Raw genomic sequence first — 18,824 nt, 5'->3', positions numbered from 1 at the left:
TAGGAGTTAGAAGTTGTGAATTACGAGTTAGAAGTTATAAATTCTTAACTCTTCACTCCTCACTCCTAACTTTTGTTAAAACAAAGTGAGAACGTACACCAAGGTGAAGAGAACAATCCAAATAATGTCTACAAAGTGCCAGTAAATTTCTGCCATTTCGATGAAAGTATGATTGGTTGCAGAATATTCACCGGGGAGACGCGATCGCCACAATACACGTAATATCAATAACAGTCCGATAAAAACGTGCAAACCGTGGAACCCGGTCATGATATAAAAGCAGTTGGCGAAGACGTTGGTAGTCAGTCCGTATCCTAATGTTGAGTACTCATAAACCTGACCACCCAAGAAAATTGCTCCCATGAGTGCAGTAATTGCATACCACAGTTGCATTCCCTTGACGTTATTCTTTTTAATCGCCGTATCACCGAAGTGAATCACGAAGCTACTAGACACCAGAATAATGGTGTTAATTGTCGGCACAAGTAATTCTACTTCACTTCCTTCTGGAGGCCAAACTGCTGTAGTACCTCGGAAAAACAAATAGGTGGCAAAAAATCCCCCAAACATCAGAGATTCAGAGGCGAGGAACGTTAATAGACCCCAAACTCTTAAATCTGGATGTTCTTCGTGTCCTGCACTGTGATCTTCACTTGTCGTAGCTATGGTCATATTGTTTACCCTTAAAGGTGAAGCGTCGGGCAATTGAATTCTTCACAATCTTGATTTTCTTGTGGGATGGGTTTTCGGATGTCCAAGCCCACAAGAGTTATTTTTTAACTAAGTACAGCATTTCATTAATTCGTAGCGAATTAAATTTGGCAATACTCGACAATGTGAATGCATTGGCTTGCATCGTGAATGCATTGACTTGCATTGTGAATGCATTAGCTTGCATTGTGAATGCATTAGCTTGCATTGTGAATGCATTGACTTGCATTGTGAATGCATTAGCTTGCATTGTGAATGCGTCGGCTTGCATTGTGAATGCATAGACTTGCATTGTGAATGCGTTGGCTTGCATTAAAAACGCTACGTTTTTACATAAACAAAGCTGTACTAAGCACTAGCTTCTGGCGTCGCTGATGACTGTAATTCAGTTCTATGCTCCTGACCGTAGTCATAAGGGCCATGAGTCACAACGGGCAATACTTCCCAGTTTTCAATTGCAGGTGGTGAGCTAGTTGTCCATTCTAAGGTCAAAGCTTGCCAAGGATTATCACCAGCCAAAGGCCCTTTGAGCCAACTGTAGATGATGTTGATGGCGAAAGGAATTACTGATATCGCCAAAACAAATGAACCAAAGGTACAAATCTGATTGAGATCGATAAATTGGGGGTCATACATTGCCACTCGTCGGGGCATTCCTTTCAAACCCAATTCGTGCATGGGTAAGAAAGTAAGATTAGTGCCGATGAAGGTGAGGGCGAAATGAACGCGTCCCCAAGTTTCATTCAGCATTCGTCCGGTCATTTTGGGGAACCAGTGATAAATGCCGGCGTAGATGCCAAACACGGAACCGCCAAACAGAACGTAGTGGAAGTGTCCTACTACATAATATGTGTCGTGGACGTGAACATCAAAAGGGGCTGTTCCCATCGTTACACCGCTTAAGCCGCCCATGACAAACATGGATAACAAGCCAATGGCGAAAAGCATCGCCGTGGTGAAGCGGATTTTACCACCCCAAAGGGTAGCAACCCAGGCAAAAATCTTCACGCCAGTAGGAACTGCAACTATGAGGGTGGAGATGGTGAAGAACATCCGCATCCAGCCGGGTGTGCCGCTGGTAAACATGTGGTGTACCCAGACGAACAAACCGACAACGCAGATGGCTACACTAGAATAAGCGATCGCTTTATAACCAAAGATTGGCTTACGGGCGTGGACTGGAATTACCTCGGACATAATGCCGAAGATGGGCAGAATCATTAAATATACTGCCGGGTGAGAATAAAACCAGAATAAGTGTTGATAAATTACAACGTTACCGCCTGCATCTGGTTTAAAGAAGGAGGTGCCAAAGTTGAGGTCAAACAACAGCAGAACTAAACCAGCTGCTAATACAGGTGTGGAGAAAAGTGCTAGCAAGGAGGTTGCCAAGATTGCCCAGCAAAATAAGGGTACTTGATCCCATTTCATGCTGGGAACCTTCATCATCAAAATGGTGATCACAAAGTTCAGTGAACCCAAAATTGAAGAAGTTCCCACCAAGACGATCGCTAATATCCACATAGTTTGAGCGATTGGGGCTGTCACCAAACTCAATGGTGGGTAAGCTGTCCAACCAGATTGGGAACCGCCAAAAAAGAAACTACCTAAAATGAGCGCACCGGCTGGGGGATTTAACCAAAAGGCGATCGCATTTAGCTTCGGGAAAGCCATATCCCTAGCACCAACCATCAACGGCACCAAAAAGTTACCAAATCCCCCAATAGCGCTAGGGACAATCCACAGGAAGATCATAATCGTCCCGTGATTGGTCATAAAAGCGTTATACAGATTGGGGTCGAGTAAGTCTGCATCTGGTGTTGCTAATTCGACACGAAGAGCAACAGCCATCAGTCCACCAATAAGATAGAACACAAACGCTGTCACCAGGTATTGAATACCAATAACCTTGTGGTCAACATTAAATGTAAAATAATCTTGCCATTTCCACGCCTTCGGATGGGAGGTGTGGCTAGCCACCATTTCCGGTTTATTTTCCTCTGGTGGAGTATTCCGTGGAAATTCTACCTGTGTCATATTTTTGTCCTTTGTCATTTGTCATTTGTCTTTTGTCCTTTGTCTTTTGTCCTTTGTCATTTGTCCGTTGTCATTTGTCCGTTACGAATAACTAATGACCAATGACTAATGACTAATGACCAATGACTAATGACTAATGACCAATGACTCTAAAGTTGCTGCACTAATTCCCATATCATGGGTGTGGGGCGCGAGAAACTCTGATGTTGATAAGTCGGCTGGATTAATTGCAACGACTTGATTGAGGTTCTGCTGTTGAGCGATCTGGTTTTCTGTCCGCCAGCTTTTATATTCTTCTGGTGTGTGGACAATTACCTGTGTCCGCATTGAACCGTGATAACCACCGCACAATTCAGCACAAACTACGGGATATGTACCTGGTTTGGTGGCGACAAATCGTAGTTCAGTCGGGATACCGGGAAGTGCATCTTGCTTCAGCCGAAAGTTTGGCACCCAGAATGAATGAATTACATCCTGTGCTGAAAGGTTGAGTTGCACATCAGCACCGACGGGTATGTGCAATTCCCCAGAGGTAATGCCACTATCGGGGTAATTAAATATCCAGGCGTACTGTATCCCTTTGACATCAACAACTAAATCGGCTGGTTTGTTTAGGGTTTGAGGAGACGCGCCAATGCCAATTGTTGGGGCTATTGCTGGGGCAGTTGTTGCTTCAGAGGTATCGCTTAATGTAGCAGCTATCGCACTCCCCGGCATCTGAGCAACATGAGCTGCTGAATGAGGATGACCCGCAGGATCAAAGCCTCCCATTCGGTTAAAAACATCTACACTGTAGATGCCCAAGAGGAGGACAATCACTGTTGGAATTGCTGTCCAAAAGACTTCTAAGGGCAAATTACCTTCTATTGGCACACCATCGGTATCGTCACCCCGACGGCGACGAAACTGAATCAAAAAAACTACAATTGTTCCTTCTACCACCAAGAAGAGTGCGATCGCAATGGTAAACATGACGTTAAAAAAACCGTCTACCAAAGGCGCTTGTAACGATGCCTGCACCGGCATGAGAGTGTGGTTTTGTCCGATCCAAATACTGATTGCTGTAACTACTATCCCAGCAACCAGAGTCCATAGTGAAACAGGAACTTGTTGCATACCTGCTACCTGCTTTGTAAACCGTCTTTAGAGGTGTTGTTTTCTGAGTTTAGGTTTTAGGGGAGAGGTTACAGGTTACAGGTTACAGGTAATAGGAATTTATCTATTCCCTGTAACCTGTACCCTATTCCCTTGTTCTTTCCCCATTTACCATTTCCTTTTCACTTATTAAATTTCTAACGTGCAGCCATTAAAAAAGGGGGAAACTTCCAGATTTTTTCCATATCCTTCCCCCACAAAATTACAAATTATATTTCAACACATACTACAAAGTTAGCCCCCTGCTTTCAGAAAAGCTAGTTGTTCCAAGGGGCACTGTTAGTCCTAATGTTGATTAGGCTATATTAGCAGCAAGTTTAAATTTGTTAATAGCGAACAATTTACGATTTACGGATTTGTTTACTGTAAACTTTTGATTGATTCCAGTAAATATTTAATATTCCCCTCAAGTTACCTTGCCTAGCGCATTTGCGCTTTATCGAAACAGTGCCTCCTTGAATGAACAACAATTTTGACTAACTTCAAAAACCTTAGTTGTTTAATGTACTATGCGTGTAGCAATTCTTGGGGCAAATCCGTGAACAAGCTTCACAACCAATACAGTTTTCTGGAGAAGTAACTGCCATTACTTTCCGTTCAACTTCTTCATCATCTTCATCTTCCACAAATTCGCCTTCTTCATTGAGCGCTTTCAATCCAAGCACATTGTAGCCGCATACTTTAACGCATCTGCCACAGCCGATACATTTATCTTTGTCAATTTCCTGAGCAAATTTTGGTGTCCAAGCCTTACCGCCAAATGTCAAACCTGTTAGTTGTGCCATGAATAAATCCTCAGTAATTTTGCCTGTCAATCTGTTTGTGCATTAATCATCATACTATCCTAATCTTTTATTATTTTGTATTCAAAAATTACTTTTATCTCATCAAATTTCGATGACTTTGAACACAATCCTAAATTGTTTTTTATTTAAATTTATAGATGAAAATTATTGCCAATAATTATTATAAATCATTCTTATTCCTCGTTCCAATGCTCTGCATAGGAATGCCTTCATCGAGTCTCTGACTCAATATCTGACTGGAGGTAGCAGCCCACAATCAGCTATTTCCATACAGAGCATAAATAAAAGTTGAGGATTTGAAACCTCTACGGGTGACTAAAGGTTCATCTATATGTGGTTTAGAACTGCCGATTTAACTATTATTTCCAGCAAATGCAACTATATCTCTAAGAGTAATGATATTCTTTTGCAAATATTTTTAGATTTAGGGAAATAAATTTATATAAACAGTATACATATATACTAGGCTATATGTTTATTTATTACATTTTGATATCTGCAATATGTAGTTTAGAAAGCAACAATTTTTAAGTTACTTTGATTTAAATATTTAGATAAATGGTGACAAAAAGAATATTATTACTTGACTAAAATAAACAGAATTAATTTATGAAGGAACTGTAAACTTTATGGCAGAATATTGTCATGCCTTAAATATTAAAATTATTAACAAATTAGATGAATTCCAATTGTAAGAGGCTTATTTTTCTCCTAAAAAGACTTTGGGTAAGGTTTTATGGTCAAATCTAAATTGTTCATTAAATACGTAGTTAAATAAATGTTAAGATTTTTTTCTAAGCTTGACACGAACAAATTAATCATTTTTTTCATGAAATGTATAGTTAATAAGAAGTTTTATTAGGTCTGCTTTTAAAGCCTTAAATAGCTTCCAATTGGATACAAAGCCAAATATGGATGTGGGAAGTGAATGTGGTGAGAAAAGATTATTCTCGCCAGAAAGATAATGTGGTAGCGAGTCATGAATAAACAGGACTCATCCAGGGGAGACCTGATACAGACATCTCAACGATTAGAGTGGGAAAAGAGCCAAATGCCTTATACAATTCCTAACAACAGTTGCGTTGGATGTGACAACTGCCGCCCCCAATGTCCTACGGGTGCAATCAAAATAGAGAACAATGAATACTGGGTTGATCTTGGTCTTTGTAATAATTGTGAGGGTTATTATTCAAAACCGCAATGTGTAATAGCTTGCCCAACTAATTCTCCCATTCCTTGGCAGGCGAAAAAGGGGAGATGCAAAGTTGAACCGAGAGATGCTAGCAGCTTAGACTTGTTTTCTAACGGTAAGAATAACCCATTTGCTTCCGCGATCGCAATTTGGGAAGCTTGTAATGTACTAGCGCAGCGCACATCACTACATTGGGAAACCGACGAAGAAGGCTACATCAGTTACAGCCGACAAGTCAATCAAGGACGAGGTGCGATCGCTTTTCACATCCAAGATCCATTAAAAGTTAACGACAAGGCCACAGATATAGCAGCAATTGAGGAGCTTGACATCAGAGCCGCCTGCATACATTTGATTTTTGCAGCTTATGCTACAGCCTTAGAGCAACCTTGGGAGCAAGAATTTGCGATCGATGAGCGACAACTCGAGAAATATTTGGGGATGGAGAAACGCAAGGATTTGAGCAAAGCTGCCAAGCTAGCTTTAATGAAAAATATTGTTCAGCAAGCTTGCTCTCTGATTATCTCTATTGACTGGCCCCAACAAGGTCGAATTAACGGATTCTCTGTTACAAACAGCCGCTTATGGCACTTAGTAGATATTCAGCACCACTTTCAAGAAGACAATCTCGGATGCAAATATCTGATTGGGCTAACTTTTAAAGTAAAAGCAGGTATTTGGGCACAATATTTCTTAAACAAACAAGCGTGTAAAGAGCGAACCGCATTCTATCAATACGGCAGTCTCCCCAAAACACTGCTAACCACAGTCATGAGTATTTGGCAGCAACACGAAGGCGCAGTCCGACTAATGTTGTGGTTGCTATTTAAAACCAAAATGGGCAAGGAACAACGCATCACCATTCCTACCTTACTGCGTATTGCTTACGGCGAAGATAAAGTCGCCCTTGCATCCAGACAACGGGAAGAACGTAAACGTCTGCTGCGAACCTTTGAAAGCGATTTAGAAATTCTCAATCACTATGGAATGAAACCACTTTTCGATCCAGTTACCTACCCACCAGAAATTCAACCTTTGTGGGCAAAATTAGTTGATCTTCCCGAAGATCCAGATGAAGCATTAGAATTTTGGACTAATGACGGTGGTGCTGAAACTCGCCTCACAGACACAGGCCCCCGTGGGAAATGGAATCTGCTAATGAATGCGCGGATTTTAGCTTTTGAACTCCCACCAGAATGGGAACAGCAAATTTCAGAATCGGAAAAAAAGAAAACAAGAGCTGCCAAAGCCAAAAGGAAACCCAAAGCTACAAACGATTTACTAGGCGAACAGATTTTGCAGGCGCGAAAAAATTTGAATCTCTCCCAAAGAGAATTGGCAAAACTCACAGGTAAAAGCCAAAGCTGGATTCGAGATATTGAAAATGGTCGTTTAAAAGCCAAATTAGAAGATCAAATACTTTTACGAAAAGTCTTAAATATGACTTAATCTTGATTTAAACGCAGAGGGGAACAGAGGAAATCGCAAAGGAACGCAAAGATGTTATATCTAAATACAGTATTTAATTAATTAGTAACGAACTAAATTTAGTAATACTCTGCGTTCCTCTGCGTTTAAAAACTCTCCTCTTTTACGTACTATAACTCATCACCTTACTAGAGCTAATCCAAAGACTGCCGACAGCATATTTAGTAACTACCAACTCTCTTGTAGCATTACATGAACTCTTTAGTTGTTGAGTCTTGGTTTCATCTCTAACAAGTTTAGCCTGGTAAGTGTAGAGAGAACCAGAAGGTTGTTCAAAACTTAGTTCAGCTAGGATAGTATTATTGTCTAAACTTTGCTCTAAAACTTTACCTGCAACTTTGTAGTTAAACCAATCCCATCCTTTAGAGAGAATTAGTTCTCTTTCCAAAACCTGAAGTGCAGCAGGCAGAATTCCCCAGCCTCGATAGACTTGATCTAAGCATTGAATATCACCTGTCCGAGTCAAAATCGATCTAAATGAATCTTGATCTAGACGACCATAGTATCTTCCTTCTGGTAAGTCTATGACTGTTGGTGCAAACCGATGTCCACCAAAGTGCGATGATTTCCAAATTCGTACATTATCTAAGCACAAATCAGCATTTTTCGCTGTTACATGGAAGTAAAAAGGAGCGCCATATTTCGCACAGCACTTATCATGGCTACCGTGGGTACAAATTAAAATATCTCTAGTTGTATTAGTTTCTACTTCCAAATTAGAATTGATACCCCATATCCATTTTTGGACAACTCCTGCTACTTGCTGAATATTTGCTAGCTCAAACTCTTGTTTACGGTATCCATTAGTTAGTCCCTCTTCTTTTTGATAAATCAAAAGCCTAGTGTGATTTACTTTGTGTGATATATCATTAGCAATTAAGAGGAATCTAATCGGTAGTTTAGCACGCTTAACTTCTTCTACCAAAATCCTCAAATTCTCAGGTACCCATTTGGAATTAAAGGCTTCTGACGTCCAAGGTAAAGGACACTCAACTAAAATATAAGTTTGATAATTGGTGGCACTACCAATAACATCTTCTCCTACTTGACGTGAATCATCAGAACAAAAAAAAGTATTCATCTCGCTGTACTCATTAGCGTATTTTATGGACAAAAAGTATTACAAAATACAATTGTGTTCTTAGCTACAAATCCTTGGCTAAAGGAGATAAAAAGAACAATATTCATTTCCCAGTTAAAACTAGGTAGCCACTTTATAACATCATTATTGATCGAGGTCTTTCCGGTTAATAAATTCTCCACAATAGAGATAAACAGTGTCAAGAGATATTTTTCCGTATGAGTGGCGTTAATTTTGTATCTAGTTTTATTGTTATCTAGTATTCATAAATTTTCACTTGCGGAAACTCGGCTTTTCTGAACGTTACCAGACGATTAACTTGCTTGCAATATCGATGTAGCTGATACTACAATCAAAAATATTTCTAGCAACAATCTAATTGTTTAAAGTTTTACTTAAATTATCTACATAGCTACTTATAGATCCTGTTTTTACACATAAAAATATAATTCTGTGCCGCTCTTGTAAGAAACATATTCCTAAAGGTAGATGCGGAAACATTTAATAAACAGCAATCGCCCTGGTAAGCCATACTGTTTTAAGATTTCTTCCACACTATCTATCGATCTATTCATGCTTCATATTGAAAATAATTCTCAATTAACTGAGAAAAATAAAAACAATTAAACTAGGGGCAAATGCTTTACAGCCCTGTACTCGATGTGCGATAAGTTAATAATGAAAACTAGTGATTAATTGTTATCAGCGTCACTAAAATCAACATTAACAAATTTGGTATTTAGCCTTTTACCTAATCTAAGCTCCTGAAGCTCATGTCAGGGTTTGATGATAGGCATCTGCTTTGACTCTAACTGAAGTCAATAAGAAATGCAAGTATTTAAGAATGTTTATGACTTCTTTACAGTTTTTTGCCTCTATAATATTTGTTAAATGAAGAGCAACAGGCATTTAATAGTAAATATAGCCCACTACAACAAGCATTGATAGTTTCAATATAATAGATAAAGTTTTGCAATTGTGACGAATTGTTGCTAGTAAAGGGGCACCTACTAGTCCAAATATCTGTAGCTATGGCGATCGCATATTTCTACTTTCATGCAGAATTGAATCATTTTTTACCACGGCATCACAAACAGGTAAGAATCTCTCATGTGTTTGAGAAAAAGGCCTCAATTAAGGACATGATTGAATCCTTGGGTGTACCTCATCCAGAGGTGCATTCTATAAACGTTAATGGTGAATATGTAAATTTTTATTACATAGTTTCCGATGGAGACACTATCAATGTTTATCCAATTTCAGCTAGGAATGTTATTATACCAAGCGTTTCTGTTCTGCCAAAACCGCTCAGTATTATCCGTTTTGTTTTAGATATTCATTTGGGGAAGCTTGCGACATCTTTACGACTTTTAGGTTTTGATACTTTATACCGCAATGACTACGAGGACAAGAAATTAGCCCAAATATCCTATACTCAAGCGCGGATTCTCTTGACTCGTGATAAAGGTTTATTGATGCGTAGTTTGGTAACGCATGGGTATTATGTTAGAAACACTAACCCTCAAGAACAAATTATAGAAGTACTACAACGCTTCGACTTGTTTAAATCAATCTCACCATTTAAACGGTGTTTGCATTGCAATGGATTATTAGAATCTGTAGAGAAGCAATCCATTATTGAACAAGTGCCAGAAAAACTGCGAGCGCAGATCGATCAATTCCAGCGTTGTCAAGACTGCAATCGCATTTATTGGAAAGGTTCACATTATGAACGATTACAACACTTTATTGATGCAGTACTCAACTCACAAAAAGGTGAGTAACTATTTACCCAGCTGAAATATTCCCACTGATTATTTGACTACCCCCGATTGTAGGATCTTCATCTTCACGATTCAAATCATTAGGAGTGGGATTTAGCTTACTCTCTCCAGTAACTTCTTCTGGTTCAATGGGATCTGCCTCTAGAGCTTTGTCGGTATCCAAAGAGCGAGGAGGTTCTTTGGCGTGAGAGAAATCGATGAGTGGATTGGGTTGATCGGCAGTCATAAGTTACCAAATTAGTATGCTGTTTTCTTTAGTGTCGAATTTATTTTGTTTGTAAACATCTTTCTTGAGAAATAAACCACGTATTGTAATAATTCAAAAGAGGTATAAAAAACTATGACATTAATTTTAGCTCTCGATTTTGGCGGAACTAAGCTGGCGGCTGCATTGGTAAATGTTGGTTCGAGAAAGTGGTTGCGTTATGAACGTCGTCTATCGCCAGCAGGTGCAGATGCTAGCACTGACTTGGAAATTATGCGATCGCTAATTTACTCTTTGCTGGAAGACGCAAAACCTGCTGCGATCGGTGTCAGTTTTGGCGGCCCAGTTGACGCTTCCACGGGAACGGTGCGACTATCTCATCATGTGGCTGGATGGGAAAATATTCCTCTCAAAGCCTTGTTGGAGGAGGAGTTTGGCGTTCCTGTTGATGTAGATAATGACGCTAATATCGCTGCCTTGGGTGAACACCGTTTTGGTGCGGGACAGGGATACGATAGCCTGTTTTATATTACTGTCAGCACTGGTGTAGGTGGTGGTTGGATACTCAACGGTAAGCCTTGGCGGGGTACTGGTGGAATGGCTGGCGAAATTGGACATATCGTTGTCGATCCTGCTGGGCCAGTTTGTTTGTGTGGGAAGCGAGGATGTGTAGAACGTTTGGCGTCGGGGCCTTATATGGCGCAAAATGTTAGGGAAATTTTGGAGAAGGAACCGCAGAGGCGCAAAGGACTCAGAGATGGAGAGGTTTTGAGGGGTTTGGTGGGAGGAGATTTAACTTTGCTGACGGGACAGTTGGTAAGTGAGGCGGCGGCGGCTGGGGATGATTTGGCGAAGGAAGTTTTGCACAAGGCTGCTTGGGCACTGGGTGTGGGTATTGGCAATGTGGCGAATTTGATGAATCCGCAGCGCTTTGTGTTGGGAGGTGGCGTTACTAAGGCGGGGGAGGATTTTTGGCGGGTGGTGCGTCAGGTGGCGCGGGAGACGGCTTTACCAGAGGTTGATTTTGAAATTGTGCCGGTGGTTCTGGGGGATGATGCGCCGTTGTGGGGCGGTGTGGCGATCGCTTCTATGACAATAAATGAGTGAGGTTGGAGCGTATAAGTGCAAACAGAATTAGTTATTTTTGATTGTGATGGAGTATTGGTAGACAGCGAAGGATTAGGCAATCGCGTTCTTGTGGAATTTGTCGCTGAGTTTGGGCTGGCAATGAAACTTGAAGAAGCCATTGTATTATTTAAGGGTTGCAAAATGGCTGATTGTGTTGCTGTCATTGAGCAAAGACTTGGGAAGAAGATGCCGCCAGATTTTGTAACTCAGCTTCGTACCCGCACTGCCGAAGCATTCGAGCGTGAATTACGTCCTGTAGAAGGAATAGAAGCAGCTTTAGACAAGATTAATCTACCTATTTGCGTTGCTTCCAGTGGCCCACCCGAAAAAATTAAGTTAGCTTTGCGTGTAACTAACCTGTTACCTCGATTTGAAGGATGTATCTTTAGCTCATATCAAATTGGAAGTTGGAAGCCAGCACCCGACTTATTCTTACATACGGCTAAAAGTATGGGATTTCAAGCTGCATCCTGTACGGTTGTAGAAGATAGCGTTTTGGGTGTACGTGCAGGTGTTGCCGCTGGGATGAGAGTTTTAGGTTATACCAAGCAAAGTGAGGCTCATCTATTTGAGGCATCTGGAGCGTATGTCTTCTACTCAATGCACCAACTGCCTTCTTTGTTGTTACACCATTAGACTTATAATTGTGAGTCTCATCTAAAAATTAAGACTCTGAGCAATATTAAAGTATTTCTTTCATTTAAACCTACTGGTCTGTCAAGAACTAATTGACGGATAAATTCCTTGTAGAGACGGCGATTTATCGCGTCTCTCTAACCGTCAAAATGAATTTGACAGACTACTACTATTACTGTTGAATATTTTGACGAAACTCCCTAATTGCCTCCAAGGGAGACGATAACAAAACACAACGATTGAGCAGAGATAAATCTAATTCTGGTATAAGTTCACTTTTAGCAACTTTCTCATATTCTTGTTCTCGCAAGCAGTAAACTTCAATTGTGCCATCTTCCCAAAACCAAACTTCTGGGACTCCCATTAATTTGTATTTCTGCAATTTTATGGGACTACCGCTAGTAATCACTACTTCAATACAGAGGTCTGGTATAAGTTTATCGGTTACAAAGCAATAAGATAAGTCAACTTGATATTCTAATATCTTAGGAACAATCTGGCTAAAACTCCCACTGGGGAAAAATTCAATACCCTGTTCCAGGAAATACTGCCCCAAGAGTAAACCAATTAAACACTTAATCACCTCATGAGGCTTACCAATACTCACAATTTCTAAAATTCCCTCACAATAAAACAGCCGCACACCTGGCACATTTTCAAAGCTGGCTTGAATCGCTTTAAACTTTTCCCAACTTAATCCATGTCGAAAGAAGCGTTGTTCTTCTGGTAAGTTAACAGCATTTTCTAACGTTTGAGTCATAATCTTTTTTACTCTCTTAGTTAGTAGTTACGAAATTTATCTTATTTCTATTTTAAGTTAAAACCAAATTATCTCGGTGAATCACGGTTTCTGCACCGGCATGACCTAAAATTGTAGAAATTTCTCGTGAATGGCAGCCACGAATCTTTTGCAGTTCATTGCTGTTGTAATTCACAAGTCCTCTGGCAATTTCGTTACCGTTACTGTCACACAATTGCACTGCTTCTTGTGTGTCAAATTCTCCTTGTACTAGCTTAATTCCAGCTGCTAATAAGGATTTTCCTGCTAGAGAAATTGCCGCGATCGCACCTTCATCTAAATACAATTTCCCCGCAGGCACAAGTCCGTAAGCTATCCAACGTTTACGCGCCGAAGTTGGTTCAGGTTGTGGTTCAAAATGCGTCCCAATCAGTTCACCTTGGATAATTTTTTCGATATTCCGGGGAAATCGCCCTTGGGTAATTACAGTCCGCACTCCCGCAGCGATCGCAATTCTCGCAGCCGAAATTTTTGTCGTCATCCCACCAGTACCCCACTGGGAACCTTGGGAACTTGTTTGTATCTGTAATTTTGTTAATTCTTTAATGCTACTAACTAAAGCGATCGGCCGCGCATCAGGTACGGAACGGGGATCGGCTGAGTACAACCTATCGACATCGGTAAGCAAAAATAGCCAATCTGCCTCTACTAAACTGGCAACCAATGCCGAAAGAGTGTCATTATCACCAAATTTTAGTTCGTCTATTGCGACGGTATCATTTTCATTTACTATGGGGATCACTCCCAGTCCCAGTAATTCCTGAAAAGTATTGTAGGCATTGAGATAGCGGCTGCGCTGCACCAAGTCACTACGTGTCAATAATACTTGAGCGATCGCTTGTTGCAAGGTAGTAAATAAATCATCGTATATCCGAATTAACCTACCTTGTCCAACTGCTGCTACAGCCTGTTTGAGTGCGATCGCTTTCGGACGTTCAGTTAAACCCAACCGCGCACAGCCTACCCCCACAGCACCAGAAGAAACTAAAATTACCCGATGTCCTTGCCGTCTTAAATGGCAGAGTGTTTCCGCTAAGGTAGCGATGGTAGAAAGTGCTAATTGTCCCGTTTCTGGTTGGGTTAGGCTAGAAGTGCCGATTTTGATAACAATTGTTTTAGTCATTAGTCATTAGTCATTGGTCATTGGTCATTGGTCATTGGTCATTAGTCATTGGTCATTAGTAACTGACGAATGACAAAGGACAAATGACAAAGGACAAATGACTAATGAAATTGTAAAGCGCCAATCCCTCTATAGTGAAGGTTGACGCTTTACGGAAGTATATTTACTTAGTATGAGTTAAGGTCTTTTTTGGCTGACCCCATGTTATTAATACTTATGATCCCCGATTTTTGAATCACATTTAGATTCCTTAATTATTTCTTTAGATTTACTTTCCTGACGATTTCTCAACTTTTGTGAATCTTTCTTTTCTTGGGGGTAATAGAGGCTCCCAGAATTTCAGATATCCAAACTTCAAAGTTGCGGACGGGATGAGAGCGGAGAGCCGCATCGGCATGAACAATCGGTTCGACTAAAATGGTAAACATTCCCAGGCGATTACCTGCGATGACATCGGTAAATAAGCGATCGCCTACCATCCCCACTTGATGGACTGGTAAATCCATTCCCCTCAGTGCGGCTCTAATTTTGCGGCGGGAAGGCTTGGCCGCACCCAAATAGTAAGGTAAGTTCAGCGATCGCGCAATTCCACCAATTCGCGCTTCACTGAGGTTGTTACTTACCAAGCACAGTGCAGTACAGGTACGGATTTGCTCTACCCACTCTCGTAGTTCTGGGGAAGCTATCCCGACTGTAAAGGGTACTAAAGTTTCATCTACATCCAATACCAGCCCTTTAAGCCCGTATTTTTGGATAATATCTGGTGTTAGGTTCAACACTGAACCCTCTAAAATCAAGTCAGGCTGTAAAAGATTGTTCCAGACCATAAACAGTCAAATGTAGATAGGTAAGACAAATGAGCATAACCCAATATAGTTTAGTTAGTCGAACTCCATCCTGGAATGTCTCCCTGAACATTTTGAGATAAAATTCCTAAAATCTTATCTATTTCTTTGATGTAATAATTACTCAAATCAATAAATATATCGTTTTCTTCTAACTTCAAAAACTTCCAAATGTCGCCTGTTGTTACCGCACCATAAATTTTACTAATTTCATTTCCTTCTTGTTGATTAAACAATTGTGCTGCCAACATTGCAGCTGCACATTGACCTAATCCACCTTTAATATTTTCATTTTTGGCTTCAATAATCACCACCACCGGCACATTAATCGTTAGTTGCTCTTTAGAACGACTAATGATAAAGTCACAGTATCCATTCAGACCTTTGTCTGCATCTACATTAAAATCTGTTCCTGAAAATAAACTAATTGGATAATTAGCTCTGCGTCTTACCTCCAACAATATCGGAGTGATAATCATTTCTGAACGAGCTGAGCTTTTTCAGTATTAATTGCTAAAGCCAGTTCTGTAGTTTCTTCTAAAGAATTTTTGAGTTTCTCACTTGCCTGTAAAGGTGATATGTCAGCACATAAATCAGTTTCTTCATCAATGCGGATGCTGAATGACTTCTTAAATTTACTTAATGTAAAGTCGCTATAAGCCATTCTCAGCACCTCATAGCAATTTCAGATTTTGGATTATAGATTTTGGATTAAAAATCTCTATCAACTAAAATGCTTTTTCCAGGATTTTAAAAAATACTAATTGTCCCAATTTAGTGTTAATGTTTCATTGCTTCCACATTTAATGGGACATGCTAAAAAGTCTAACTAAATTGTGCTGAGAATAAAATTCCCAATTAAAAAATTCAAAATGAAAATATTACATTTTGAATTTTTAATCTTATTCAACTTCATTAAAAAGATGTTCTTCTAACAAAGGTTGCACTTGGCGAAACTCCTCTGGAGAGAGTAATTCGGGTTCACCTGTTTTCGTTATCCGTGCAAAAAACAACAGGGGATCTAAGGGTGTATAAATTGCATACTCCTGATCTTCATCATAAAAGCTAGCGAGTAGCTGTAATTGCTCTGGCTCTAAATCTTCTCCTTCGTCTTCGATTTCTAAGGTGAAGAGTTCTGATTCTTCAACTGGCGGTAAGTCACCTTCAACTGTGAGAGCATAAGCTGTGTTCTTCAATATCAAGTTTTGCTCAGATAGTACAGCTTGAGCGTTCGCAAAAATTTGCTCAATGATGGCGTCATCTTCTACCAGAACTGCTTCTTCTTCCTCTCCGTCACCTTCCCAAGAAAAAATTTCTACAGGTGAGTCTACAGGAAGAAGCAAAACGTATTCTTGTCCATCTACCTCCAGGGAATGCTCAATATAACAGTCGAGCGATCGCCCTTTGTCATCGGTTAAAGTGATGGAACCCGCATGAGCGTTATCATTTTCTTCAGAGAATGGAGAGGAAAACATAGCCGAAATGTAGAAATTTAATAAATTCCAGCAATATTGGAAATCGCTTAACTATCTTAATGACATGTTAATATCAAGCAAATAGATTTATACGTAGATACAATTGCTGGCTAATCGTTTTCAGAATATCATGTTAAAAGGTATCAATATTCAAGAGCCGCAACTGAACTCCGGGAGTTGGCACGCTTCACATCGAGCCACTGTTGTAAAATCAAAGCAGCTGCCTTGCGGTCAATCAAACCTTTATGGCGTGATGGAGAGCGGTTTTCAGCTATCAGTAGTTGCTCTGCTTGAAATGAAGTTAATCGCTCATCCATATATTCCACAGGCAGTTTTAGTGCTTTAGAAAGTCTTGTCGTAAATTTCTGAACTTGACGAGCCTGAAATCCTAGTGAGCCATCCATTGAATAGGGTAAGCCCATAACTAGAATTTGCACCTCACGTTCATTAACTATTTGTCGGATTTGCTCGACATCTTGCTCAAAAGATGTACGTTCAATAGTGGTGATTCCCGTGGCAATTAAACCCGTGCGATCGCACCCAGCCACACCAATGCGCTTGCGACCGAAATCTAGTCCCAACGCTGAAATAAACGGTTTTACTTGCTCTTGGGATATCACAACTAATCCTCCTGCTGGGCATCTGCTGATTCCGAAATCGGCGATGCTTCTATGCTGGGGTTTTTTACCGAAAAGTTAATCGGTTCTGACTTACTTGGCAGTGGTTTCTCTGAGGATGGCAGTTTTCCTGGTTGTATCCATGACATCCCACCTGGTATCGGTTTACGTGCCGGTTGTAGACCTTGCAACATATCAGTCCACTGAATTCCTTCTAAGGAGACAAATTTAGACTCCCGTAGCTTATGCCATACAGAGCGAGACATAACTAATGTATGTTCTATGCGTTTTGCCCCAATTTGCTCCAAATACTCTTCTCGCTCTGCCTGATAGTCTGAGGAGGCTAATTGTAACCCTTGCTGCGGAAAATCTTGGGCAATCCGAGCCAGTTGGGATAGTAATTCTGGATACAGCCAAGTGTAAGCCGGATGAACTGTCAACGTTGCTGCATGGGGAACTTCACCCTTACGGTCGAGTTGTACCTGAAAATAGCCGATCGCAGCTTTGCGTTGGGGTTCAAATACGTAACCGCTAACTACTTCTGTTTTAGTCAGCCATTGCTTCACTGCCTCAGTTAAAGCGCCGAACAAGCTGGTTTTAAAGTCGCGGGTATTGCGGTCAAAAACCTGACGTACCAGAGGTGGCATCGATGCCGTATCTAGTTGATATAGCAATTGGGCATCAGCGTTACTTACTGGCAAAAGGTTGGGCAAATCTGGCTCTGCTTGGGCCAACTCAGCCAGTAATTCTGGCCCAATTTCCCAGTAGGTCATTTCTGCTAGACGCTGGAATCCATTTTGCCGATATAATGCCAGCGCCTCAATGTCATTGATGTTAACTTCCAGTAGCCAAGTGCGAGCTTCCAAAATCGATTCAAAGCAATGACGCAAAAGTTGCGAACCAATTCCTTGTTTATCGACACCACGCTCTAGTAGTACTTGATCGATTCGCCAAGTACTGCGTGTCCGGTTAAAGGGTGACACTTGAATCAATCCGAGAAGCATCCGCCCTTGCTCTGCAATATAGGCACAGAGGCGATACTGTAGCGGGTTAGGAAACCAACTCAAAAACTTGAGTAATCCATACCAGCGACGCAGCCTTTGCATCTGGTTGATGGCAAAACCTGCTCCCTGGGGAGTAAGGGCTGCGAATGACTCTTGAGTTATGCGCTCAATTCCGTCCAGATCCCGGTATTGGACTGGTCGGATAACAACGCTGAGGTTTCTGGGAATTAATGAAGTCATTTTTATTCGAGCCGCCATTTAGCCCTAACTAACTGCTCTGGAAAGGGAGAAACTGCTGCAATAATTTTAACTAGTTTCTGCCCTATACTATTGTGCCAAAAGGGTGATTTTAGTAACTTAATACTTAAAAAAGCAGAAAAAGCAGACCTTGTGAGAACACCATTGGCATTGACCCAACAACATCTGCCCTTATTTTATTGGAATTTTGATTAAAATTTGTATATATTTTATAGCCCTTGTCGAGAAACGAGCTTTTCAAAGTTGGCTTGGGTTTGATGGAGTAATTGCTGGCGACTATCTACCAGTGTTTGTTTCAGGGTTGGAACAAGATTGCGAGCTTGCAGGGTCATGTGAAGTTGTAGGTTAGCGACATATTCACTGAAATCTTGATTCACTTCTTCTGCGACTGCATCCGTTAATAAATTTGATTCCATTGCCACTGTGTTCTCCTGTGTTAATCCTATGCTGTCTCTCTTCATCACCAAAAACTATCACGTT

General features: G+C 40.7%; 17 protein-coding genes and 1 pseudogene. 4 read left to right on the top strand and 14 right to left on the bottom strand.

Translation table 11 applies throughout. The features are described 5' to 3' along the window. Positions 1–75 precede the first annotated feature (75 nt). The 4 genes from HWQ39_RS06795 to fdxB form a co-directional block, all read right to left on the bottom strand. Positions 76–672, bottom strand: coding sequence for a heme-copper oxidase subunit III (locus tag HWQ39_RS06795; protein WP_292842878.1), 597 nt, complete (start codon positions 670–672; stop codon positions 76–78). A gap of 387 nt (positions 673–1,059) precedes the next feature. Then, positions 1,060–2,748, bottom strand: a complete 1,689-nt coding sequence (gene ctaD, locus HWQ39_RS06790; protein WP_292842972.1) for a cytochrome c oxidase subunit I — start codon at positions 2,746–2,748, stop codon at positions 1,060–1,062. A gap of 126 nt (positions 2,749–2,874) precedes the next feature. Continuing rightward, positions 2,875–3,864 carry a cytochrome c oxidase subunit II gene (locus tag HWQ39_RS06785; protein ID WP_292842877.1) on the bottom strand — a complete coding sequence of 330 codons (990 nt, stop codon included), beginning with the start codon at positions 3,862–3,864 and terminating at the stop codon, positions 2,875–2,877. A 530-nt stretch (positions 3,865–4,394) separates the two neighbouring features. Beyond that, the gene (gene fdxB, locus HWQ39_RS06780) at positions 4,395–4,688 is read right to left on the bottom strand and encodes a ferredoxin III, nif-specific (RefSeq protein WP_292842876.1); all 294 of its coding nucleotides are present in this window, start codon (positions 4,686–4,688) and stop codon (positions 4,395–4,397) included. A 1,072-nt stretch (positions 4,689–5,760) separates the two neighbouring features. Between fdxB and HWQ39_RS06775 the strand changes: the two genes are divergently transcribed. After that, complete coding sequence (locus HWQ39_RS06775; RefSeq protein ID WP_292842875.1) at positions 5,761–7,350, top strand: helix-turn-helix domain-containing protein; 1,590 nt, start codon at positions 5,761–5,763, stop codon at positions 7,348–7,350. A gap of 142 nt (positions 7,351–7,492) precedes the next feature. On the opposite strand, the gene HWQ39_RS06770 is transcribed toward HWQ39_RS06775, so the two are convergent. Continuing rightward, positions 7,493–8,470: a sucrase ferredoxin gene (locus tag HWQ39_RS06770; protein WP_292842874.1), complete on the bottom strand. Its 978-nt coding sequence runs from the start codon at positions 8,468–8,470 to the stop codon at positions 7,493–7,495. Between the two features lie 1,031 nt (positions 8,471–9,501). Here HWQ39_RS06770 and HWQ39_RS06765 point away from each other — a divergent pair. Beyond that, on the top strand, positions 9,502–10,254 hold the full coding sequence (locus HWQ39_RS06765; RefSeq protein WP_292842970.1) for a Mut7-C RNAse domain-containing protein: 753 nt from the start codon (positions 9,502–9,504) through the stop codon (positions 10,252–10,254). 4 nt (positions 10,255–10,258) lie between these two features. On the opposite strand, the gene HWQ39_RS06760 is transcribed toward HWQ39_RS06765, so the two are convergent. After that, the gene (locus tag HWQ39_RS06760; RefSeq protein ID WP_292842873.1) at positions 10,259–10,480 is read right to left on the bottom strand and encodes a hypothetical protein; all 222 of its coding nucleotides are present in this window, start codon (positions 10,478–10,480) and stop codon (positions 10,259–10,261) included. 114 nt (positions 10,481–10,594) lie between these two features. On the opposite strand from HWQ39_RS06760, the gene HWQ39_RS06755 reads away from it, so the two are divergent. Beyond that, a complete protein-coding gene (locus tag HWQ39_RS06755) occupies positions 10,595–11,566 on the top strand; it encodes an ROK family protein (RefSeq protein ID WP_292842872.1) in 972 nt (323 codons plus the stop codon). A 15-nt stretch (positions 11,567–11,581) separates the two neighbouring features. Continuing rightward, entirely contained in the window at positions 11,582–12,223 is a 642-nt protein-coding gene (locus HWQ39_RS06750; protein WP_292842871.1) for an HAD family hydrolase, read from the top strand. 172 nt (positions 12,224–12,395) lie between these two features. Here HWQ39_RS06750 and HWQ39_RS06745 read toward each other — a convergent pair whose 3' ends face one another. The 8 genes and pseudogenes from HWQ39_RS06745 to HWQ39_RS06710 all read right to left on the bottom strand — a co-directional run bounded on the left by HWQ39_RS06745 (position 12,396) and on the right by HWQ39_RS06710 (position 18,760). Then, positions 12,396–12,983: a Uma2 family endonuclease gene (locus HWQ39_RS06745; protein WP_292842870.1), complete on the bottom strand. Its 588-nt coding sequence runs from the start codon at positions 12,981–12,983 to the stop codon at positions 12,396–12,398. A gap of 52 nt (positions 12,984–13,035) precedes the next feature. Next, complete coding sequence (gene proB, locus HWQ39_RS06740; RefSeq protein WP_292842869.1) at positions 13,036–14,145, bottom strand: glutamate 5-kinase; 1,110 nt, start codon at positions 14,143–14,145, stop codon at positions 13,036–13,038. Between the two features lie 287 nt (positions 14,146–14,432). After that, positions 14,433–14,972, bottom strand: a complete 540-nt coding sequence (locus HWQ39_RS06735) for a YqeG family HAD IIIA-type phosphatase (RefSeq protein WP_292842868.1) — start codon at positions 14,970–14,972, stop codon at positions 14,433–14,435. 50 nt (positions 14,973–15,022) lie between these two features. Then, positions 15,023–15,654 (bottom strand): annotated as a pseudogene (locus tag HWQ39_RS06730) (hypothetical protein). Between the two features lie 238 nt (positions 15,655–15,892). Next, the gene (locus tag HWQ39_RS06725) at positions 15,893–16,465 is read right to left on the bottom strand and encodes a DUF3727 domain-containing protein (protein ID WP_179064283.1); all 573 of its coding nucleotides are present in this window, start codon (positions 16,463–16,465) and stop codon (positions 15,893–15,895) included. A 143-nt stretch (positions 16,466–16,608) separates the two neighbouring features. Beyond that, complete coding sequence (ruvX, locus tag HWQ39_RS06720) at positions 16,609–17,085, bottom strand: Holliday junction resolvase RuvX (RefSeq protein WP_292842867.1); 477 nt, start codon at positions 17,083–17,085, stop codon at positions 16,609–16,611. 2 nt (positions 17,086–17,087) lie between these two features. Continuing rightward, positions 17,088–18,344 (bottom strand): GNAT family N-acetyltransferase, encoded by a 1,257-nt coding sequence (locus HWQ39_RS06715; protein WP_292842865.1) that lies wholly within the window; start codon positions 18,342–18,344, stop codon positions 17,088–17,090. A 209-nt stretch (positions 18,345–18,553) separates the two neighbouring features. Continuing rightward, positions 18,554–18,760, bottom strand: a complete 207-nt coding sequence (locus HWQ39_RS06710) for a hypothetical protein (protein ID WP_292842863.1) — start codon at positions 18,758–18,760, stop codon at positions 18,554–18,556. Positions 18,761–18,824: the final 64 nt, after the last annotated feature.

It is taken from the genome of Nostoc sp. NMS8 (genome assembly GCF_017115045.1).
In the GTDB taxonomy this organism is placed as follows: domain Bacteria; phylum Cyanobacteriota; class Cyanobacteriia; order Cyanobacteriales; family Nostocaceae; genus Nostoc.
This window is presented reverse-complemented; position numbering and strand designations above follow the sequence as displayed.